This window comes from Methanobacterium petrolearium (assembly GCF_017873625.1).
Lineage (GTDB): Archaea > Methanobacteriota > Methanobacteria > Methanobacteriales > Methanobacteriaceae > Methanobacterium > Methanobacterium petrolearium.
The window spans coordinates 102,276-123,098 of the sequence record NZ_JAGGKL010000007.1; the positions used below are offsets into that span (position 1 = coordinate 102,276).

21 protein-coding genes are annotated in these 20,823 nt (G+C 38.7%); 6 read left to right on the forward strand and 15 right to left on the reverse strand.

The window, feature by feature from the left end:
• Nucleotides 1–7 precede the first annotated feature (7 nt).
• From J2743_RS08045 to J2743_RS08080, 8 genes are all read right to left on the reverse strand, one after another.
• On the reverse strand, nt 8–394 hold the full coding sequence (locus tag J2743_RS08045; RefSeq protein ID WP_209626069.1) for a hypothetical protein: 387 nt from the start codon (nt 392–394) through the stop codon (nt 8–10).
• Between the two features lie 527 nt (nt 395–921).
• Nucleotides 922–1,917: a magnesium transporter gene (locus J2743_RS08050; protein WP_209626070.1), complete on the reverse strand. Its 996-nt coding sequence runs from the start codon at nt 1,915–1,917 to the stop codon at nt 922–924.
• A 176-nt stretch (nt 1,918–2,093) separates the two neighbouring features.
• A complete protein-coding gene (locus J2743_RS08055) occupies nt 2,094–3,488 on the reverse strand; it encodes a right-handed parallel beta-helix repeat-containing protein (protein ID WP_209626071.1) in 1,395 nt (464 codons plus the stop codon).
• A gap of 331 nt (nt 3,489–3,819) precedes the next feature.
• A complete protein-coding gene (locus J2743_RS08060) occupies nt 3,820–5,187 on the reverse strand; it encodes an MFS transporter (RefSeq protein WP_209626072.1) in 1,368 nt (455 codons plus the stop codon).
• 81 nt (nt 5,188–5,268) lie between these two features.
• A complete protein-coding gene (locus tag J2743_RS08065) occupies nt 5,269–5,994 on the reverse strand; it encodes an alpha/beta fold hydrolase (protein WP_209626073.1) in 726 nt (241 codons plus the stop codon).
• Between the two features lie 246 nt (nt 5,995–6,240).
• On the reverse strand, nt 6,241–9,054 hold the full coding sequence (locus J2743_RS08070; protein WP_209626074.1) for a DEAD/DEAH box helicase: 2,814 nt from the start codon (nt 9,052–9,054) through the stop codon (nt 6,241–6,243).
• Between the two features lie 197 nt (nt 9,055–9,251).
• The gene (locus J2743_RS08075; protein WP_209626075.1) at nt 9,252–10,430 is read right to left on the reverse strand and encodes a PAS domain S-box protein; all 1,179 of its coding nucleotides are present in this window, start codon (nt 10,428–10,430) and stop codon (nt 9,252–9,254) included.
• 91 nt (nt 10,431–10,521) lie between these two features.
• Complete coding sequence (locus J2743_RS08080) at nt 10,522–11,004, reverse strand: DUF488 domain-containing protein (RefSeq protein ID WP_209626076.1); 483 nt, start codon at nt 11,002–11,004, stop codon at nt 10,522–10,524.
• Nucleotides 11,005–11,148: 144 nt separating this feature from the next.
• On the opposite strand from J2743_RS08080, the gene J2743_RS08085 reads away from it, so the two are divergent.
• A complete protein-coding gene (locus J2743_RS08085) occupies nt 11,149–11,385 on the forward strand; it encodes a hypothetical protein (protein WP_209626077.1) in 237 nt (78 codons plus the stop codon).
• 33 nt (nt 11,386–11,418) lie between these two features.
• Here the strand turns inward: J2743_RS08085 and J2743_RS08090 are convergent, their stop codons facing one another.
• The gene (locus J2743_RS08090; protein ID WP_209626078.1) at nt 11,419–11,736 is read right to left on the reverse strand and encodes a hypothetical protein; all 318 of its coding nucleotides are present in this window, start codon (nt 11,734–11,736) and stop codon (nt 11,419–11,421) included.
• A gap of 214 nt (nt 11,737–11,950) precedes the next feature.
• Here J2743_RS08090 and J2743_RS08095 point away from each other — a divergent pair, with 214 nt between their 5' ends.
• Nucleotides 11,951–12,508 carry a hypothetical protein gene (locus J2743_RS08095; RefSeq protein WP_209626079.1) on the forward strand — a complete coding sequence of 186 codons (558 nt, stop codon included), beginning with the start codon at nt 11,951–11,953 and terminating at the stop codon, nt 12,506–12,508.
• Between the two features lie 387 nt (nt 12,509–12,895).
• Nucleotides 12,896–13,375, forward strand: coding sequence for a hypothetical protein (locus J2743_RS08100; protein WP_209626080.1), 480 nt, complete (start codon nt 12,896–12,898; stop codon nt 13,373–13,375).
• A gap of 150 nt (nt 13,376–13,525) precedes the next feature.
• On the opposite strand, the gene J2743_RS08105 is transcribed toward J2743_RS08100, so the two are convergent.
• A complete protein-coding gene (locus J2743_RS08105; RefSeq protein ID WP_209626081.1) occupies nt 13,526–14,047 on the reverse strand; it encodes a phospholipase D-like domain-containing protein in 522 nt (173 codons plus the stop codon).
• A 77-nt stretch (nt 14,048–14,124) separates the two neighbouring features.
• The gene (locus tag J2743_RS08110) at nt 14,125–14,556 is read right to left on the reverse strand and encodes an Hsp20/alpha crystallin family protein (RefSeq protein WP_209626082.1); all 432 of its coding nucleotides are present in this window, start codon (nt 14,554–14,556) and stop codon (nt 14,125–14,127) included.
• Nucleotides 14,557–14,954: 398 nt separating this feature from the next.
• Between J2743_RS08110 and J2743_RS08115 the strand changes: the two genes are divergently transcribed.
• The 3 genes from J2743_RS08115 to J2743_RS08125 all read left to right on the forward strand — a co-directional run bounded on the left by J2743_RS08115 (nt 14,955) and on the right by J2743_RS08125 (nt 18,119).
• Nucleotides 14,955–16,511 carry an MFS transporter gene (locus tag J2743_RS08115; protein WP_209626083.1) on the forward strand — a complete coding sequence of 519 codons (1,557 nt, stop codon included), beginning with the start codon at nt 14,955–14,957 and terminating at the stop codon, nt 16,509–16,511.
• Nucleotides 16,512–16,752: 241 nt separating this feature from the next.
• Nucleotides 16,753–17,166, forward strand: a complete 414-nt coding sequence (locus J2743_RS08120) for a RebB family R body protein (protein WP_209626084.1) — start codon at nt 16,753–16,755, stop codon at nt 17,164–17,166.
• A 167-nt stretch (nt 17,167–17,333) separates the two neighbouring features.
• Complete coding sequence (locus J2743_RS08125) at nt 17,334–18,119, forward strand: AIM24 family protein (protein WP_209626085.1); 786 nt, start codon at nt 17,334–17,336, stop codon at nt 18,117–18,119.
• Between the two features lie 82 nt (nt 18,120–18,201).
• On the opposite strand, the gene J2743_RS08130 is transcribed toward J2743_RS08125, so the two are convergent.
• The 4 genes from J2743_RS08130 to J2743_RS08145 all read right to left on the reverse strand — a co-directional run bounded on the left by J2743_RS08130 (nt 18,202) and on the right by J2743_RS08145 (nt 20,546).
• Nucleotides 18,202–18,657 carry a hypothetical protein gene (locus tag J2743_RS08130; protein ID WP_209626086.1) on the reverse strand — a complete coding sequence of 152 codons (456 nt, stop codon included), beginning with the start codon at nt 18,655–18,657 and terminating at the stop codon, nt 18,202–18,204.
• Between the two features lie 167 nt (nt 18,658–18,824).
• The gene (locus J2743_RS08135) at nt 18,825–19,091 is read right to left on the reverse strand and encodes a type II toxin-antitoxin system RelE family toxin (protein WP_209626087.1); all 267 of its coding nucleotides are present in this window, start codon (nt 19,089–19,091) and stop codon (nt 18,825–18,827) included.
• Between the two features lie 2 nt (nt 19,092–19,093).
• Nucleotides 19,094–19,267 (reverse strand): hypothetical protein, encoded by a 174-nt coding sequence (locus J2743_RS08140; protein WP_209626088.1) that lies wholly within the window; start codon nt 19,265–19,267, stop codon nt 19,094–19,096.
• A 172-nt stretch (nt 19,268–19,439) separates the two neighbouring features.
• Complete coding sequence (locus tag J2743_RS08145) at nt 19,440–20,546, reverse strand: acyltransferase family protein (protein WP_209626089.1); 1,107 nt, start codon at nt 20,544–20,546, stop codon at nt 19,440–19,442.
• Between the last annotated feature and the right edge of the window lie 277 nt (nt 20,547–20,823).

The window sequence follows — 20,823 nt, forward strand, 5'->3', positions numbered from 1 at the left end:
CGGGTTTTTAACCGTTAGTTGAGATAAAAATAAATGTAATAATAATTATCACCACAACAATTGCAATGATGATGAAAAAAGGGGTAAAATCTTTGACAACATCCATTTTACTGGGCATTATCTGGATATTGTTCTCCTCCGCTAATCTGGTGATATATTCGTTGGCTTCCTTAGGGGAGGTTAAAGTCACCCTTTCATAGAGAGCTGTGGCGAATAATGGGCCAAAACCCTCCTCCTGAAGGTTTTCTATTAAAATTTCATCCAATCTACCAGGATCATCCTTCAGCTGAGTGTAATCGTACATGCAATTGGCACAGAAATATTTACCCTGTCTTTCTATAAGCAGGCCTTTGTTCCTACACTGGGGACATTTAAGGTAAATAGTGGATTTCATAGTATAATTATGAATTTTTCAGTGGATAAATATTAGGTCAGTCATATAAATTTTATATTTCAAAATCAGGTTTCCAAAAAAAATCTCAGATATTAGTGTTTTTTGATCAAGTGGGGTATATGTGTTACACTGTTTAGTGCATAGATTAAGGTTTTTTGATTCTGTTCATTAATTTTAAAAAAATCTTCAATTATTTTTCCAGCTAAATAATTACGGGTCTACCAGAATCCAGAGTATAACAATGGATCTAAAAACTGCACAGTACTATTCCGGTTATCAAAGCTATTGCAAACACTACCACTAATATTATGGTTTCTTTATTGTCCATTAATTGTCCTCAATTTTAACAGTTGATCTGTATCATTTTTAGCATTAAACTCATTAAATGTCCCACTATTTTTATTGTCATTATCAAAAAATTTATAGGGCATCAAATGTTTAGGTCAAACTAAAATATTGTTTTACATGTACAATATATTTATCCATTTTTGGGGATGTTCCATGTTCAAAGTTTCATCTGACTGATTTTAGGGAGTGGGAAGTAAAGCCAGGGCAACACCCAGATAAATGGCTAACGTGGCAATATCACTGAAAATTGTGGCCAGAGGACCAGTGGCTAATGCAGGATCATAGTTGAATCGTTTTAAAATCAGGGGTGCCAAGGTGTTTATGCTTACCGAGGCAAGGATGCTCATGAAAAGTGCTAAAAATATGATTATTCCCAGAGTAAGATTTTGTCGGGTTAAGTAAGCCATGAAACTGGCAAATAATCCTGAAACAGCTGCCAGTGCCGTGGCCACCACCAGTTCTCGGGTGAGGTACTTTCCAACATTGAGTTTTGTGTCCAGGGCCATGCTACGTATGATCAATGCTTCGGTCTGGGCTCCTGCAGCATCACTCATGTATACCATCACTGGAATGAAACTGGCCAGAGCAATGAAACTGCTTAAAAGATCTTCAAAGTGGCCAATAAGAGAAGCTGCCATTGTTCCGCCAACAACTCCTACAATAAGCCAGGGCAACCGTGAACGGATCATATGGGCAGCAGAAGAATTGATGGTGGTGTATTCATCTCCAACCCGGTGAAAGATACCTCCAAAGTTAAATATATCACTCTGCACTTCCTGGTTGAAGATGTGAAGTATGGTATCATAGGGCACTGCCCCCAGAAGCTTACCCTCACTATCCACCACTGGAATGGCTTTCAATCCATTGGATAGAGCCAGATATACGACCCGTTCCTGGTCAGTGTAAGGATCAACAGTTACCAGATCCTTAACCATAACATCTTCGGTTTTTAGAGATTTATCTAAACTCTTTAGCAGGTCTTTGATGGAGATAACTCCTTTCAAGATATTCTTAGGGGTGGTGATGTAAAAGTAGTCTATACTGCAGTATTCGCAGGAGTTCTGGGTTAAAAGGTCTTCCACTTCATCCAGTGTATCTTCTACATTGTAAACAGGAATTTGGGCTATCATATTGTAGCCTGCTGTTTCTTCTGGGTATGTGGGTTCTGATTCCATGTATAAAAACTTCCTAAAGCATAGTTGGTTGTCTGTAATAATATTATCTCTAGTGTTAAAAAAGATACTTAACAGGACAAACCAGAAATCACTGTTATATGAGTATGACAGTTTTTTTATAAACTGAGATTTTCATAAGAAATAACCAGAAAAATAAAAAAAGGGGGGAAAAGTGATTATTTTTTCCTTCCAGGTAGGATTACTCCACCAACCATCAGAATTGCAGCCACTAATAATGGTAACAATGGTGTACCCGTGGCTTGCATTGGGACAGTTTTGGCACTCACCGAGCTTGCAGCAGTAACTACTACTTCTGCAGGTAGTGGGGTCATAAATCCGTCGAGTAATGCATATATATGGGCGGTTCCCAATCCATCATCTGCTCTGAAAATGGTGGATACAATACCAGCAGCTGTGTAACGAGTCACTGATTTACTGCCCACATTTCCAATGTCCGTAGTGATGGTTATTGGTGTTCCGTCTGGTATGTGGCCGATAAGGGATGTGTCTTCGCCCAGGTTGTTGAAGACGACACTGGCTGTCACCAGGGACGTGCTTCCATACACCACACTGACCGGAACTGCTGATACTTTAAGAACCAACCATTTAGATGTGTCTGCATAGTTCAAAGGGTCATAGATGGCATTTGAGAGAGTACGTGGGTCGTTGTTGGATCCCCACCAGTTATTGGTAGCATCAACCTGGAAACCAATCATATCACTTCCAGCAGCCAATGCACCGACTGGTACTAAGTTGACGTATAGTCCATAGGGAGTATTTCCAACGATCCTGTTGACATTGATTTCAATTGTTGATATGCCGTTTGTACCACTATTTCTGAGGAAGTAACCTATATAGATCCCATTACCGTCATTGTTAAGGAAGTTGTTACCACTGAGTTTAACCATCCCTGGATAGATGAAAATCGCACCACCCATGTTAGCACTGTTTCCAGTAAATGTACTGCCAGTGACAGTTAACGTACCACCATAGTTGAAAATCGCACCACCCCTATTCGTGGCCTTGTTGTTGTTGAATAGGCTGTTGGTTACTGTAACAGTTCCAGAGTTTGCAATAGCCCCACCAACATCGTCAGCTTCATTGTTGACGAAGTTACAGTTAATGACGTTCAAAGTACCGTGTTTTACTACAATGGCACCACACTCATTATCAGGCTTACAGTTCTGGATAGTTAAATCTTTGATGTTTACTGTATAATCACCAGGGATGTAGAATAGCGAGTACAGATTTTTTCCATCAATAATGGTGGTATCTTTTTTTGCACCCTGAATAGTGACATTTTTTTCTATTGTGATATTGTTATCCTTAGAATTTTCATCTATATTCTTATCGTAGGTTCCTTCATCCAGGTGAACAGTACCAGCATCAGTCACATGTATAATACCAAACATTACTGTTTGAAATGGATTTTCTTCAGTACCGGTACCTGTATCATCACTTCCAGTAGGAGATACATACACATTATCACTTATTGGTTGTGCAAAACCAGTGCCAGCAAGGATAATAGCAATTAAAAATACACCAAAAATCAGTATTATGTGTTTTCCCACAGTTATCACCTCCTTTTACAGTTTTCAATTTGTCTGTAAAATGCCAGATTTCAAAATGATGTTTGATTTTTCCTGGAAGAGGTGATACCTGTACTATTTATATAAGAAATTATTGAAAGCCCCTCCCCTGAGCTTTTTACTTGTTTGTATTAGTTTTGGCACGACTCAATGCATTAAATTGACATTTACTCTTCTTAGGAATTATTAGCAAGCAATACAACTTACCAATAAACCCTAACTATAATTATATTTTTTATTGTAATTATAGTTATCACTAATAGACAATATGCATGATTGATAATTTCTAAGAACGTTTCTTATAACAAAAAATTTAATAACTGCTTTTAACCTGTTCTTTTTTACTTTTAAGTCCTACAGTTAGAATAGTCATAATTAGGGCAACTACAGCCATGAACAGGAATGCATATGTATATCCTTCCAGATTCCCTGCGTACGATCCAATAACCGCTCCAATAAGAGCTCCTCCAATGAGTTGCCCGGCACTGGTGATTATGTTGATCAATGCCTGTCCCGATGCTCTTTCCTTGGGAGGGCTTTCCACCAGCATAATATAACGTGGAGGAGAGCCAATAGTTGTACTCATACCCACACCAACCAGCACACCGGCAAAAATGAATAGGTAGAAAGATTCAGAGAAAGTGCTGAGTAAAAAAAGACCAATTATCATTATAGATGCCCCGGTAAACATGATATTCCGGGAACCAAACCTATCAAGGAGTTGTCCGATGATTGGTGCACCAATAGCCATGGTCATGACTATAGGTAGTAACATTAAACTTGCATTTGATGAACTGAAAGCTAAAGCCACAATTACAAAGGAAGGTATGAAAACAGTTGAAGCCTGAATAAGACCAGTACCAATCATTATACCTGAAACCAGTCTAACCTCCTTGCTACCTAATAGATCAACCTGGATCAGGGGATCTGTGGATTTCAACTCCAACTTCAAAAGAACTGGTAACAGCAATATACTTAAAACCAGGAAAGGCCACACAGACAAAGAGAAAAAACTGGTTAAAAAGTTGTTAGTATCTATCTGGTTAATTGCGTAGGCTAAAAAAGAAACCAGGAACCCCAGAGTAAGTATGCCTGGCCAATCCAAACTGAGCTGCCTGTTTTTTTCACCCCTGGGGAGAATGTAAAGGCTTCCTGCTAGAACAATAACTGAAATTGGGATGTTAATGATGAACAGCCACTGCCAACCATAACCTAGGAGTAAACCCCCGAGTATAGGTCCTAAAACTCCTGATATACCCCAAACCGAACTCAAAACCCCCAAGGCTCCTCCGCGCTTTTCAGGTGGGAAGATGTCTCCAATAAATGCATTGGCAACTGGAAATATTCCCCCGGCACCCACACCCTGAATAGCCCTTCCCAGGAGTACCATTTCAAATGATATGGCTGTGATGGTTATCATTGAACCTGCAGCAAATAACAGGATGTTTACCAGGTAAACTGTTTTTCGCCCATGGATATCTGATAGTTTAGCCATTAATGGTGTTCCTATCATGAAAAAAAGAATATATATGGTGAAAACCCATGATAACAACCGTTCATTAACCCCGAAGTAGGTTCCAATAGCAGGTAGTGCAGGGCCCACGATCCCGATATCCAGGGAGCCCATGAACACACCCACCAGGAGTAAAATCAGTATCCTAGTTTGACCTTGATATACCATAAAAACAATTTTAATTTCCGGTTAAAAAGGTTTTCTCTCGAGATATCCTAGGAAGTTCCGGTAAAAAGCTGGTTGAAAATGCTAAAAATTTTTTAAAAACTTATAAATCAAATCATAAGTGTCCTGGGGGTTTTCCACCAGGAGATTATGACCCACACCCTCCATTACTTCCATTTTTGAATTGGGGATGGCATTTTTAATTTTATTAGCATGATATAAGGGAGTGAAAACATCTTCTCGTCCTGCAATAATCAGGGTAGGGGAATTGACATTTTTCAAGGAACCAATAAAGTTAACTTGCTGACAGGCCTTTATTGACTCCTTTAAAGCAGGAATAGAACTGGTTTTTCCCATAAGATCTCTAACTTCTCGGAAGAATTCCCTGTTTTTTGCAATGAATTCTGGAGTGTTAGCCAGTTTGAGGCAATGGTCAAAAAAGGCATTATAACCCTCATCATTTAATGTTTTTAAAAGTTCCCGGAAAATGGAGTCCAGATGAAAATCAACACAGCTAAACGAGGAAATAAGGATTAAAGATCTGATTTTATCTGGACGTTTAAGTGCCAGTTGTTGTAATATGGCACCGCCCATAGAATGGCCTATAAAGTGTGCCTGTTTTATATTCAGTGATTCTAAAAGCTGATTAATGTCATTTGAGAATAATTCTATGCTGTATTGTTCAGGAGTTTTACTGGATCTGCCATGACCCCTCAGATCCACTGCTAGAACCCGGAAATTTTCTTCCAGTAGGGGGGTTAACCCGCCCCATACCGTATGATCACTTCCCAGGCCATGCACGAGAACCATAGGATAACCTGTTCCCCTGTCCTGGTAATATAGGTCTAAATCATTTAAGGTAAGTTTATTCATGTTAACTGATTATAAACTGTTTATACTAGAATTTTTCTATTAATCCTAGTTTGAAGTGTAACAAGTTGAATTTAGTCATTTGTTTGGGATAACAGTAAAGTAAAAAGAGAACACTTTTTTTGTGTATCTGGAAAATATTTTGTAAAACTTGTTAAAATTAACTACTCTAAAAGTTAAAAATAACTACTCTAAAAGTTCTTTCAAATTAGCCGCTGCATCTTCATTCAAGGGATTAATATTCAATGCATTACCATAAGCTTCAATAGCTCCCTCATCGTTGCCCAGTGCATGCAGGGACATGGCCAGTATAGTCCAGGCATCATCCCAGTCATCCCGTATCTTGAGGAGTGTATCTGCAGTATCCCTACTTTCCGGGTAACTATCAATCTTATAGAGGGAAACTGCCAGATAATAAAGAGTTTCCGGATCATCATCCCTGATTTGGAGGGCTTTCTTGAAGGATTTCAATGCTTCCTGGTGTTCATCCTTAGTTTCGAGGATGATACCCTGATACTTCAGTGCAGAAAGGTTGTTTTCATCCATCTGGAGTGCTTTTTGGAAACAATCTAAAGCTTCTTCTAGGTTGCCGTTTATGTAGAATGATTCACCCTTCCTGGTGAGACTCTCTGGATTTTCAAACTCCTGATACCCTTCTGCCCCCAATGTGCCTGGTTTTAAGGGTCCTGTGGCAGATTTAACATGGTTTATGATGATATCTCCAGGCAGATCCATACTTTCACCCTTCATCATCTTCATCATCGCCTCCAGTATGAAAACAGTGCCCTTCTTATGCAACGGTTTGTTATCATTACCACATTTAGGAGAATAAATACAGGTGGGGCATCCTTTCTGGCACTGACAGCTTTTCACCATGTCCTGGGTTACCTCCACCAGTTTCTCCATAACCTCCACTGCCTTCTCTGCCAGGCCAATACCACCCTCATAGGCATCATATATGAATATAGTGGCCTTACCAGTTTGTGGATGATAATTGGTGGATAATCCGCCTATGTCGAACCGGTCACATAAGACCAGTAATGGGAACATGGAGATAAGTGCGTGTTCTGCACCGTGGAGACTGCCAGCGTAGGCATCCTTTTTAGGGAAAATGTTCTCCAGACTATCAGCCACCACTCCTGGAAGGGTAAACCATAAACCACGGGTATGATACTTTAGAGAAGGTAAGTCCAGTTCATGTGTGGATAAAGTTTTTCCATAGAGCATCTCCTTGTACTTATAGAAATCCTGGGTAACCTTCACCTCACCAAAGGACACACTGAAATTACCTATCCTTCGGGTGTTGATTTCTTTTTCAATGGAAACATCTACATTCCGGAGTGCCTGAGTATGATAATCCACATCCATCTTTTTAACATTTATCCTGCGTTTATCCAGGTCGAATTTGTCAACAATGTAGGTTTCACCCTGATTTATGAGCACCGCACCTTCATGTGCTTCACTGTAGGCATGTTGCCTGTCCATAGTCTCCATCACCCGTTTATTATGGAAAACCTTGAAGTTGTCACTGGAGATCTGGTCCAGATTGATTTGAAGGGCAGGATCCTTAAGTCCGATAAAGGTCAATCCGGTAAGTGCTTCTTTAACCATTTTTTCCCTGCGTATGGCCTCCAGGGTGTCAAAATCACCTTGGAAATATTTCTCAAAATCATCAACAGTTAATGGTAATTCTTTAATAGCACATAAAAGGTGTCCTCTGGTTATTTTTTTATTCTGCAGGTCTATAACTGCATTTTCATGTGACTTGTGAAAGAGGAATTCTGGATGTTTCATGAGATACTGATCCAGTGCATTTTCAAAGGCCACCATAACCACCAGAGATTCGTTTTCTGCTCTACCGGCACGTCCTGCCTGTTGCCAGGTGCTGATCATGGTACCGGGGTAGCCACTGATTATCACACAGTCCAGACTACCAATATCCACACCCAGCTCCAGGGCATTGGTGCAGGTGACACCAACCAGGTTACCAGTTTTCAGGCCCTTTTCGATTTTTCTGCGCTCTTCTGCCAGGTAACCAGATCGGTAGGCAGTTATTCTGTGGACAAGGTCGGGTTTTGTTTGGTTTAATTCTCTTTTGGTCCACATGGCTATGATTTCAGCCATTTTACGGCTGATTGTGAAACACAGAGTCTGTAGATCATTTAAAACCATGAGCTGGAACAGGTTCTTGGTCTCCTGGTGAGTGGAAAGATCACCCCACTTGGCAAAAGGGTTGTACAACAAGAAATGTTTCCGTCCACTGGGACTGGTATCATGGTTAACCTCCTGGAAGGTTTTACCCACCAGGTTACGGCTGAACTCTTCCGGATTGGCCAAGGTGGCAGAGGAGAGAATAAACTGGGGGTAACTACCATAATGACTGCATATGCGTCTCAACCTTCGTATGAGGAAGGCTACATTAGAGCCGAAAACACCCCGGTAATGGTGAGCTTCATCAATAACCACGTATCTAAGGTTTTTATAAAAACGACTCCACTGATGATGCCATCCCAGGATAAGGTGTAACATGTAAGGATTGGTTAAAATTAGACGGGAGTTCTCTTTAATCCAGGGGCGAATGTTCTTGGGAGTGTCACCATCGTAGATGTTAGGTTCAAAATTCAGATTGCAGGATGATTCCATGTGTTTTAACACGTTAAGCTGGTCATTGGCCAGGGCCTTGGCCGGGTAAATGTAAAGGGCTGTGGCCTGAGGATCCTGACTTAACGTTTCAATAATAGGGAGGTTAAAGGCTAGGGTTTTACCAGAAGCAGTGGGGGTGGTTATAATGACATTTTCCCCATCACGAATGAGCTGGGTGGCTTCCACCTGATGCTGATAAAGCTTAATATGACTTTCCTGGAGGTAGTTTCCTATGGATGGAGGAAGATCTTTCACTTCACCATACTGTGCCTTCCTCTCATTGAGGGTTTCAATGTGTTCCACCTTCCTTTTGAATGTGCGGTTACCTTCCAGGGTGTTCAGGACATTTTCAAGCATGATAATCTTCTTATCACAATATATGCAGGGAGAGGTATAAATAAACTGGTGATCTGTTCACAGATGAATCAGGTCAATTAACAACTAATTCCTTTACCTTTGAACACATGAAATCTAAGATTAATGATTTTGGAGATGAATAAATATATAGAAAAGCAATAAAGTATCATTTAACCTATTAAAATATTTAATTTTTTTTAATTAAGGTTTTTTAAAGTTTCAAGTTCGTTTTTTACATTCAAATACTCTGTGACATCTTCACAAAAGACAAAAACGCCACCAATATCGCCAGATGACAGATTCCAGGGTTTTATTTCACAATTTAAATATTTAACATTCCCATCTGGATCTACAAATTCAACTTCATCCAGGCAGACTGTTGAACCATTTAATGCTTTTTTATGAACTTCTTTCCATTCATCAGGAAAATTAGGGAGGAGTTCATATAAACTTTTGCCACGAATCTTTCCATTTTTTAAACCATGATCTTCAATCCAGAGTTTGCTGACGGCAAGGAATCTCATTTGAGTGTCAAACATGGCAATACTTATTGGTGCGTGATTTATGAATTGTTCGAATCCTTCATCACGTTTTTTCAAAACATGATTAGCAATTTTTAACTTTTCCTCATAAATTTTATGCTCTGTAATGTCTCTGGCAACTGCAACTATGGCTACGATATTTTTGTTTTCATCCAGGACTGGTTCACCTGCCCATGAAAACCAACGCAATCCCTGTTTCGTAGTTAAACTATTCACAAAGTATCCATCCTTACCTGATTTCAAAACTTTCCTAAAAGCTTTTTCTACGGATTCAATATTACCACCATTTAGAAAATCTTTATAATGTTGACCTAATATTTTTTCTTTGATTAAACCAAATGTTTCACAATAACTTGGACTTACAAAAAGAAATCGCCCTTCTAAGTCTAATTTTATAACTAAATCTCTCTGAGATTGGACGATGAGACGATAATTAGCCTCTTTTTCTTTTAATTTATTTTCCATTTTGCTTTTGTAAAGAGCTAATTCAATAACATAGTAAAGTTCTGCAGGCTGAAATGGTTTTAATATATAACCATATGGTTCTGTTTTTTTAGCTTTTTCAAGAGTTACTTCATTAGAATGAGCTGTTAAATAAACCACAGGAATTTTTAATTGATTAATTTCATTAACAGCATCAATTCCATCTATTTCTCCTCTTAAAATAATATCCATCAAAATAAGATCTGGTTTTATTTCTAAAGCTTTAGTTACAGCTTCTTCACCACTTGAAGCAATGTAGGGGACTTGATAACCAAAAGATTCTAATATACCTTTGACATCCATTGCAGTGATGGTTTCATCTTCTACTACAAGGATTTTGATATTGTTCATAAGTAAAAATCTCCTTTGAAAAACTAAGGTGAAGGTTATAAATAAATGTGATCATAGACTGTAATCGGTTCCACGAACCTTTAACTAAAATTCAGAACAGCCTGGTCTGATAATCATTACCAATCTTCTCTAGAGTTCCATCTCCCAGTATATGGGTGATTTTAAAACCATTTTTCAGCAGTGATTGGCTGATAAGATGGTGGCGATGGCAACGATTAGGATCCTCCTCACTGCACATTAAAACAATCCTATTATCCTCTGCTTGATCCATGAGTTCATTAAGTCCCTCCTGATATTTACCATCAGCTTCCAGGCGGTGATATACCAGTCTATCCTCATGGTAAAACCTCTTATCACGAGGTTTGCCACCAATCTTGTTTCCCAGATAAATGTATTTTATGTGGTGGTCATCAAGTGCTTTTTCCAATGGTTTCTTGTTGAAATGAGGGGAGTATTTGCTGTAGGGACTGGACCTGACATCCACCACCATACTGATATCCTGTTTCTGGATGAGTCCCAGAAATGAGGATAAAAGATGGTTGCTGTGGCCAATGGTGAAAATTTCAGTGTTCATGTGATCATTCAAGTTTTTTTTGGTTCATGCTTCAATTTAACGTACTATTTTTTTATTAGAAATTTAAGAATTCAAATGGTTCTTTGGTATTAGTTATATTTAAACACGTGTAAGGGTATCAATAAAATAAGGGAGGATCCAATCATGGTTGATACAAAAGACAAGGTTGAACCGAAAACTATCCGGTACACAATGGGTATTATGGAACATACCCAGATTAATTTGATCAATACACATAAAAACCATCAACATGGCCTTAAAAATAGGGATCCGGTGATTATTATCCATAAAGATGATTTTAGTAAAATAGTTGATGACATTCCAGATAAAGCCCTTCAGGATAAGTTCAGAGAGCTTTACAAAATCGTGAAAGAATGGTAATTATTGTTTAAGAAATAAATTTATAGATATCTCTTATTTTTCCCGATATTCCACTTTAAAATCTTTCCAGGGATTTTTACCAGTTTTGGATGGCTGTTTACCATTGTAGGTTATGCGTACCTCCAGTCCCAGATCCACCTTTTTCATCAGATCATCCAGGACCTTGGAACCCCAGATCTTCACCTCACCGGCACTGGTTTTCATGGTGTAAAGTTTGCTCTTGTACTGACCCACATCTTCCTCCAATTCAATGTAGGTGCCCTGTAATGTTTCTCCAATGGCTTCAGGCTCCCAGAAACTCGGTTTTTCAACTACATCTTCATCTCTTTTAACTTCTTTCCATTTGCTCATAGCAGGGTCTCTCCTTCTACAGATAATCTTATTTAATAGCCACTATCCTCATGTTGAATGTTCATTTATTATTTTTAACCATAAATGGTTTTATACTTATCATGAGGACACGAAGTAAACACCGATACAGTGGATAGTGTTTAATGGCAATAAGAAATTATTATATATAAAAAAAGCCATAATAACATTAATAAAATGTTTAAGGTGAGGGGAAATGAAAGTTGATTATAAAACGTACATAATAATGCTAATAATAGCAGCAAGTATAGTCATGGTGTCTGGATGTGCCAGTACCTACCAAACATTTAACAATTCAGGTTTATACCTGCAGTATCCCGGAAACTGGACAGGGATTGATGTTCCAGCCACAGACCAGGATCTGGCAACCCAATCCGGCTTTAACATAATAGGAGTCTTTGTAGATGGACAATCAATTGGCAACTACACCTATATCATGGAAATCGGTGCCGGAAACATCACCGATATCAATCTCACTGCAGCAGCTGATAACTTAAACAACAATTACATAGTAAATGAAGCAGATCAGGCCCCACTGGTGAACCGGACAACACTTAAAAATGGGTACGATGCCATTATCTACTCATATAATGCCACAGGAGCTTCATCCAACCTGACAGTATTTGCGACTACTTATGTTTTCTCCAAAGATAACCAAACTGCCTACTACATTATCTTCGGAACTCCCCTAGGTGATACTGCAGAGACCCAGGAAACGATACAAAAAATCGCAGACTCAATTAAAATAGACTAAAAAAAGGTTAGATGGGTTCAATTATGATATGATCCCCATCTCATCCTTTATTTAATGAAGGAAATCTATTTATTTTTCAAACTTCCCATTTTGATTGCTGTGAATTTAGAATAAATTATCATCTCATTAGAAAATAAACCATGTACTCATTTTTACAGGGATAACTCCAATTTCATCACATTAAAATTCCAGTACCATCTAAACCAACATTTATTTTAATGGATATAACCCAATACTTATGCAGGATGCATTGGTTGTACTTCGTGTCTACCTCAAAAAACCAATGTATCCCATTCTACTATTACCCGGTTTAACTTTTCTAAAATCATTAATTATTTGTTTTATAATAAGAACAACTGGATAAAAATAGAGTCATGGTGTGACCAAATGGGAAAACCAGTCTGGATAATTATAATAATTGCCGTAGCTATCTGCATTTGTTGTGGTTTCTACATATCCACAGTCATGGTTTTTCCTGAAAACCCGGCGACTCATGGTTATTTTGATATGATATGTGGAATGCCATTTGTCAGTACACATGGCCCTCACCCTGAAACATTCTGGCAGAAGGGAGGCGATTGCGATGACCGTGCCAGGGTATTTAAGGCTTACCTTGAAAGTAAAGGTGCAACTGGAGTTCAATTATGTTGGATGTGCAGAATTGAAAATGGTACCATGGTCAAAACCAGGACCGGGGATTATTCACACGAATTTGTGGTCTGGAATAACCGGGTGTACAACCCTTCACATAACCAATCCAGACAATTTTACAATGCACCCATACATGAATATCAGGCATTTGCCTCAAAAAGTCATGGTTTCAACACCTGGTATTTTGAAAACCAAACTGTGGGAATTTCATTCTAAAAGACTAATAACATTGGGGCCATCATTTTAGAAGATTAATACTCTTGAAAATTCCATTTTAGAAGATTCATCTCTTTGGGACCATCATTTTAAAAGATGAATAGCCTTGAAAATTCCATTTTAGAAATGTACATTCGTGGTAACATCCTCTTAGAAGTGATCATCACTCATGATGGGTTCCAGATCCCGGTGATCCTTTAAATCCTCTTTAGTAAGAGGTGTGGCCTTCTCCCAGTAACCATAGATTTCAGGGACCAGTTCGGGTAGGATGGATGTTTTCCCGGTTACTGTGGTTTCCAGTGATTTATGAAGACTGTACCAGTACCAGTTGGCACTGCCCAGATAGAAGGTTATATCATCTATAATTATGACCTTGGAGTGGAGTTGGGGGAGTGTTCTGGCCTGAAAGTTTTCCAGATTTTCCTGGGCCAGGTTCAGTGCAGACATGGTCTTACCATCAACCAGGCCATCATCATCTATACGCACCAGGAATAAGACAGCTAAATCTGGTTGTGGTAGTGAATCTATAACTATCCGTGTAAAATAAGCATCAAGCCAGGGGCCAACTATCATAATGCTGTTGGTTGCCTGCAGGATACTGTTCTGGAGTTGTGGGATTATTTGATCCTTACCCAGCAGGGTCAACTTTTCAGGTGTTGCATTTGGATTCATAATGACTAGTGGCTATGTTATTAGCTGTTATGGAAAAAAAATAAAGAATAAGTAATTTTTTTAAAAAAAGGTACTTTTTATTCCACTTTAACCTCAAAAGTTTCTTTCTTCTCCAGCTTGGGCATGATGATGGTTAAAACGCCGTTATCGAATTTGGCAGTGACATCATTCAGTTTCACCTTGGCTGGTAATATTAAAGTACGGGCAGCAGAAGCATAACGTCTTTCCTTCTTATGGTAAGTTACTCCTTCTTGGTCAGTTTCTTCGGAATGTTCTGCCCTGATCTCCAGGGAATCCTCGGTAAGATCGATCTTTATATCCTCACGGTTAACACCGGGTAGATCGGTTTTAACCACGATGTTATCATCGTTTTCTATAACATCCATGGCAGGTTTAGCTGGTCCCCCCTGATATTTGGCAATGGCTTTATCAAGATCTCCCTGTCTTTCCTTAAGAGTTTGAAGCATGTCACTAAATAGCTGTTCTGCAGTTCCTTTTTTCTCACTCATGTTAATCCTCCCAGAATTTTTATAATCCAGGATATAACGCTGTCTTAAATCAGCGATCCTGACTGTACTCACCTTCTAGTTATGTTGTTTAGAACACTTAATAGTTTCCACTGAGTTTTTATGTTCCACTAAAAACCTCGTTTATTTTTCACTGAAATTCGTGTTACACAATTAATTTAATGCCGGTATTTTGCCAGGAAAATATCAGTGTGATTTTTTTTTTTAGTGATGAAAACTTTTATAAGGGAAGTAATACCAATTTTTTATTATAAATTTTTTTATGAGGGTGTATTCGTAGTTGAAAATATTGGAAAAATTTAATTTTAATATTATAAAAACGCAAAACAATACTTTAAATATTATATACAGGTTTTTTTTAACTGTTATATCAGTGGTTAATGGAAATAAGGCATTCGACCTTTGCACATATCATTTTGCCAGGTCATGATATTATTACTGGTTTTAAAAATAAATGGTTAACCCTGCTAGCACTATCTCTGGGAACCATGATGGTTCCCATCAATGCCAGTATTACCAATGTATCCCTGCCCACCATCTCCATGTTTTTTGGAGTGAGCCTGGCCACAGCCCAATGGGTGCTGATAAGTTATCTCATTACACTTTTAGGATTTGTACTTTTCTTCTCCAGACTGGGAGATTTCTGTGGGCAAGAAAGAGTTTATCTGGCTGGATTGGTTGGTTTTGTGGTAACTTCCCTACTGTGTAGTCTGTCACCATCCATTGAGGCTTTGATTGTTTTCAGGGGTTTGCAGGGACTGGCCGCTGCCATGATGATCAGTGTATCCATGGCCCTGGTACGCAGATCCTTCCCAGCCCCAGAACTGGGAAGTGCACTGGGTATATATGCAGTGGCCATTGCTGCCGGTCTGGCACTGGGGCCAGCCATAGGGGGGCTTGTTTCCAGCTTCATGGGTTGGAGAGGCATATTCCTGGTTAACCTCCCAGTGGGAATTCTGGACTTTGTATTCTGTTTCCAGGTTTTAAAACGAAGCCAACGCCAGATAGTTAAATGGGACCTTCCTGGAACTGTACTGCAGTTTGTTTGCCTTTTTCTGGTAGTTTATACTCTGAATCTTGTGGAAAATGGTGATTTCACCCAGGCAGTTATTACTGGGGTTCTGGCCATCACCACACTTTTAGGTTTTGTGTATCAGGAGTTACGCTGCCAGAATCCAGTGCTTAAACTGGATTTATTCCAAAACCATACATTCACAGCCTTTACCCTTAGCCTGCACTTTAACTACATATGTATGTACATGATGTTCTTTGCAGTGCCCTTCTATCTCCAGAAGGTTCTCTATCTAGATTCTGGAACCACTGGATTAGTTTTAACAGCTTCACCCATTATAATGATGGCAGTATCACCCCTGAGTGGGATGGTGGCTGATCGTTTCGGTTCCAGAACCCCTGCTTTCCTGGGTTCAATGGTATCAGCACTGGCACTGCTTTCCATGACCCAGTTAACAGTCAACTCCAGTGCCTGGGATGTTTTTTTCTCCCTGGCTATGCTGGGATTGGGAGCAGCCCTGTTCCAGTCACCCACCAACCGTACTCTGATGAGTCAACTACCCTTAGAAAAGGCTGGTGAAGCTTCAGGAATTATTGCCACCACCAGGAATCTGGGTATGGTGTTTGCAGTGTGCTATGCTGGTCTTCTGATACACCTGGCCATAGCCCCGGATATGATGCACTCTGCACACCTGGCTGGTCAGGCAGCTGTGGATCTTACCAGTGGCCTGCATCTGGTGGTGTTATTAGGTGCAATTTTAAGTGTGAGCATGGCATTCCTATCCCTGGTTGGACTTAAAAACAAGAGAAAAACCATGGTTAAGTATGAAAAGGTGGCGGTGGAAAAAACCATCAAGGTGGAAAAAAGGGTGATTGGTACCATAAGCAGTGCAGTTATGGTGATGGGAAGTTATCACTCTAAATAGGTAAGAACAGTTTATCTACATGGGTAAGAACTGTTAATCTACATGGGTAAGAACTGTTAATCTAAATGGGTAAGAACTGTATAATTCCCATCAGGATAACTAATTAGATTTTAACAATTCTATTGGATTCTAACAAATAATACACCTTTTTAAATAATATACCTTTTTTTTTGGTGATAAAATTCACAATCGATTTTAAATGATGGTGAAGACATTCCTAGATCTAAGGAAGGTGAACATTTTGACTGGGAAAAATTTGGTTGTTTCTACATTATTTTTAATTTTGATATTGCCGTTTTTTAGTGGAGTTTTTGGAGCAGATAATACTGTTAACAACAATACAGACGAAATAGGTGACGATGCAGCTACTACCGGGATCATGATTCAGGAACTATCTGAAAACCCGGTGGTTGGTAATGTTTCTGATGTTAATAAAAAAGTTATTAACCAAGTATCCAATCAACCAATTGTTCAACAAACTTACAACACTATCACACCTTATGTTCAGCCAGCTGTATCTAATGCGAACTTGTACCTGTCTTTTGCACAGCAACAGGGAATACTTTTTGCTAATATGGTAAATAACCAGCAGCAAAGCTTTATGATATCTCAAGCAGCAACTGTTGAGTCTGTTCAACAGATTTTTGGCTTTTAATAACATATTCTGCCAGCACTTCAAGCGGCATGGGGAGATGTTTACTTTGTGAATAATTCAGGATCTGTGTTTATTCAGGATCTGTGTTTTAAAATTTTCGTTCTGTAAGTATTGGGGAAAATATTAATATGTCCCGCTATTTTATTTCAGTTAAAGGTGATTTAAAAATGATAAAACACAGTATTGTTGGTAACGCTATGCAGATGCTTATAACTGAACTATCCCCTAATGATGAAGTGTACGGGGAATCTGGTAAATTCTTATGGAAAACTTCCAACGTGGATATGGACACACGATTTGGAACCCAGAAACACGAGGGGAAGAGTTTCCTGGATAAAGCTATTGGTACAGCTATTGATGTGGGTAAAAGAAGCCTGGCCGGAGAAGGTGTGGCATTTGTACATTTTTCACCCATGGGTGGAGATGGGAAGGTGGCCTTTGCTCAGATGATCCCAGGGGAGATAACCGCCCTGGAACTGGACGGATCCAGGGAATTGTTTGTTCAGTCTGATGGGTTACTGGCTGCCGAGAGCACCATAGACTTTAACATAGCATTAACTAAGCGTTTGGGGGCTGGTGCTTTTGGTGGTCAGGGTTTTATCCTGGAAAGATTTTCAGATAAGGGGACACTGTTTATTGGATCCTGTGGGAATTTCATGGAACTTAACCCAGCAGACTATGGGGGAACCCTACACGTGGACACTGGCTGTCTGGTGGCCTTTGAAGATAGCGTTGATTATGACATAGAATTCATTGGTGGTCTGGATAAGAAAGGATTGAAAAACATTGTCTTTGGTGGAGAAGGAATATTCTTCGCCAAACTGACTGGAAATGGAAAAGTATGGATCCAGTCCATGAATGTGTACTCCCTTTCTAAGACCCTCTTCAAGTACTCTGGTCAGAGATCTGCAGAGGACCGCACTGACCTGGGTGGATTGTTGAGTAATATTTAAGGGATAAAACTTTCCCTATTTCTTCTTTTAAAAAAAACTATGGATCAGTGCCGCCTTTTTTATCAATTACCGTGTTTATTAACTAATTAACCAGTGATTTTTTAACACTTTCCAGATCATTTTTAATCCGGGTTAAAGTATGTTTAGTTCCGGACATGCGGCCGAACATAACTCCTGCGGTGATGCTGACGATAATACCCATGTAAGTGGTTCCATCTGTCCAGTAACCTACTACAATGGTTCTGGTGATAATGAAGATAATGTACAAAATGAATATGATGGCACCAATCCAGTCCATGTTACTTACCACCTGGTTGGTTTCCTCATCCCAACTTAAGTGGTACATACGGCTTACTATGATCCCCACACCTACACCTAGGATGATACTGGTAACTGCGTATATTATGTTAAAACCGTTAATAACCACTTCGTAAACGGTAGCAGCAAATAGTACAATGGATATGATGGTTAATATTCTAAGCCGGGTGAATACGCGTTTGTCCAGAAATTCTCTTGAATTTGTTTTCTTGGGAGTCATAGAACAAGCCTGTCAGTGTCATTTATAATGTTTAATCTGTTTTTACTGATATTTATTATAATATATATTATTGTGGTGTAGACATGAGTTCATTTTCACTCCTGAAACATCCTTTATCAAGTGTAAAATAAAATTTCTACGAAAAATTTGAAAGATTTATGAATAATTCACTTTAAATATACATTATCATGATGTTGATATTTCAAAAAGAGAATGTAATGTCCTGATTCGTTGATTTCATAAATCAAAACATATGAACCAATATGGGCCCGACGACTTCCAGACAGATCTCCCCTTAATGGTTTATAATGGTAAGGATTTTCTATGATTTGACCTATCTTTTTTTCAACATTCAAATAGTGTTGTCTATCCTTTTTCTCCAGTTTTTTAAGAAGACGCTTAATATCTAGAGAAAGATAAATATCATAAGACATGTTTATTCTGAAATATCTTTATGCATGTCTTTTAAAGATTTATAAACAACATATTTTCCTGATTTAACTTCATTGCGAACTTTTTCAAGTTCTTCTTTAAATTCAGGTGAAATTTCTTTTTCCTGGATTTTGTTATTTTCTTTTGGTGATTTTAAAGCAGGATATGAATGTGCCATTTTCTATCTCCATTAGTTTTTATGTGGGTCAAAGAATATAATTGTTAATAATATTAAGTCAGATAATAGTATTAATAGTTATCTGTAAAATTAAATCATTCTTTTTTTTCTGAATAAAAAAGAATTAATGGAAAATTGGCTTTTTTTGGAGCTTTTGGCAGGGTGAAAGGCTTCATCCTTTAATTCCGAAGAGGAATCTAACTCCTTTGATCCTTCTAACCACTTCAATGGTGGCGATGGTGAACACGAAACTCAGGCCCATGATTAGGACTACCTGTATAGCCATGAGGTTGGGTATCCAGTTTATGATGTAGTAGGCAAACAGGTTGATCCAGACTATGTGGAAGATGTATATAGGGAAGGATACTGCAGATAGATACAGTGTTTTGGGGTTTTTGAATTCCATGTAATGTTTACCCATTCCCATCACCCCTAAAACTCCCAGCCACATGATGGCGTTTTCAAATAGTTTTAATAAAAACATGACTATGAGTGAGCTGATTGTCAGGGTGGAGGTTGTGGCAGTGGTTGTTGTAGAGCCTATGCCCGGCACAACCATCAACAGATAGATGATGGTTATAACCAGGAAGCTGGTGAATAGTGGCCATCTTCTATCCTCCAGTTTTTTCTGGATCCTGTCATCAGATAACAGGAAGTATCCGAAGAGGAAGAGTAATAAGAATTGTATGATGCTTTTTTCAGGATACAGGTTGAGGAAGAAACTTCCCAGTGCCAGGGGGATGATGAGTAACAACAATTTAGGCAAGGTCACCTTTTCTATGGGGATCTTCCATGTTCCGTTTTTGTATTTCATTATGATGGGCAGTGCCAGCAGCGAGATGATAAATAAGTATAACAGGAACCATAATGGTCCTAAAAGTAGTCCTACTTCCAGGTAATATGGCCAGTTACCAAAAAAACTCAGCCAGAAAGTCAGGAAGCTTCCAGTGTACCCATTGAATAGGTAGCCAAAATAGACACTTACTGGTATAACCAGGATAACTCCAGCCACTGTGGGGAGGAGTAGTTTGGATATTCTTTCTTCCAGGTATTGCTTTGCATCCCTCCGTTTCAGGGAATAAAAGGTGGCTATTCCAGCAATTGCAAAGAGCAGTTGCATGAACCAGGGTGCAAAAGTTAGAATGAATGTATTGGCTATTACTGAGTTGGCAGCATGGAAGTAATATGATCCAACGCTACTGTAGATGAGTAACACATGATAGGGGAATAATATTAAAATTATAAGCCAGCGTAGATTATCAAGATAATATTTTCTCATTTTACGTCTCCTCTAATTAAAGAAATGATTGATATCATAGATAAATATAGAACAATATTTTACTCTAGATTGGGAGTTGTTACGCCTCCTTAAGTAGAGTAATGTGTTATTTATGGAATATCTTCTAAAGTTTAATATATTTATTGTTAAATGAGAAACAAGTTCTTGACCACTATTTAATAAGCTCCATTGTAATATTTTTCTTAGCACTATAATAGAATAGGAGAATAAAATGAGAAAAAAAGTTTCTAACTGGTGAAAACAGGCACGGAAAGAT

Excerpts from the sequence above, each read along its gene's own strand:
- J2743_RS08045 (WP_209626069.1), bottom strand. The coding sequence starts at position 394 with ATGAAATCCACTATTTACCTTAAATGTCCCCAGTGTAGGAACAAAGGC.
- J2743_RS08050 (WP_209626070.1), bottom strand. The coding sequence starts at position 1,917 with ATGGAATCAGAACCCACATACCCAGAAGAAACAGCAGGCTACAATATG.
- J2743_RS08060 (WP_209626072.1), bottom strand. The coding sequence starts at position 5,187 with ATGGTATATCAAGGTCAAACTAGGATACTGATTTTACTCCTGGTGGGT.
- J2743_RS08065 (WP_209626073.1), bottom strand. The coding sequence starts at position 5,994 with ATGGTTCTCGTGCATGGCCTGGGAAGTGATCATACGGTATGGGGCGGG.
- J2743_RS08070 (WP_209626074.1), bottom strand. The coding sequence starts at position 9,054 with ATGCTTGAAAATGTCCTGAACACCCTGGAAGGTAACCGCACATTCAAA.
- J2743_RS08075 (WP_209626075.1), bottom strand. The coding sequence starts at position 10,430 with ATGAACAATATCAAAATCCTTGTAGTAGAAGATGAAACCATCACTGCA.
- J2743_RS08080 (WP_209626076.1), bottom strand. The coding sequence starts at position 11,004 with ATGAACACTGAAATTTTCACCATTGGCCACAGCAACCATCTTTTATCC.
- J2743_RS08085 (WP_209626077.1), top strand. The coding sequence starts at position 11,149 with ATGGTTGATACAAAAGACAAGGTTGAACCGAAAACTATCCGGTACACA.
- J2743_RS08090 (WP_209626078.1), bottom strand. The coding sequence starts at position 11,736 with ATGAGCAAATGGAAAGAAGTTAAAAGAGATGAAGATGTAGTTGAAAAA.
- J2743_RS08095 (WP_209626079.1), top strand. The coding sequence starts at position 11,951 with ATGAAAGTTGATTATAAAACGTACATAATAATGCTAATAATAGCAGCA.
- J2743_RS08100 (WP_209626080.1), top strand. The coding sequence starts at position 12,896 with ATGGGAAAACCAGTCTGGATAATTATAATAATTGCCGTAGCTATCTGC.
- J2743_RS08105 (WP_209626081.1), bottom strand. The coding sequence starts at position 14,047 with ATGAATCCAAATGCAACACCTGAAAAGTTGACCCTGCTGGGTAAGGAT.
- J2743_RS08110 (WP_209626082.1), bottom strand. The coding sequence starts at position 14,556 with ATGAGTGAGAAAAAAGGAACTGCAGAACAGCTATTTAGTGACATGCTT.
- J2743_RS08115 (WP_209626083.1), top strand. The coding sequence starts at position 14,955 with ATGGAAATAAGGCATTCGACCTTTGCACATATCATTTTGCCAGGTCAT.
- J2743_RS08125 (WP_209626085.1), top strand. The coding sequence starts at position 17,334 with ATGATAAAACACAGTATTGTTGGTAACGCTATGCAGATGCTTATAACT.
- J2743_RS08130 (WP_209626086.1), bottom strand. The coding sequence starts at position 18,657 with ATGACTCCCAAGAAAACAAATTCAAGAGAATTTCTGGACAAACGCGTA.
- J2743_RS08135 (WP_209626087.1), bottom strand. The coding sequence starts at position 19,091 with ATGTCTTATGATATTTATCTTTCTCTAGATATTAAGCGTCTTCTTAAA.
- J2743_RS08140 (WP_209626088.1), bottom strand. The coding sequence starts at position 19,267 with ATGGCACATTCATATCCTGCTTTAAAATCACCAAAAGAAAATAACAAA.
- J2743_RS08145 (WP_209626089.1), bottom strand. The coding sequence starts at position 20,546 with ATGAGAAAATATTATCTTGATAATCTACGCTGGCTTATAATTTTAATA.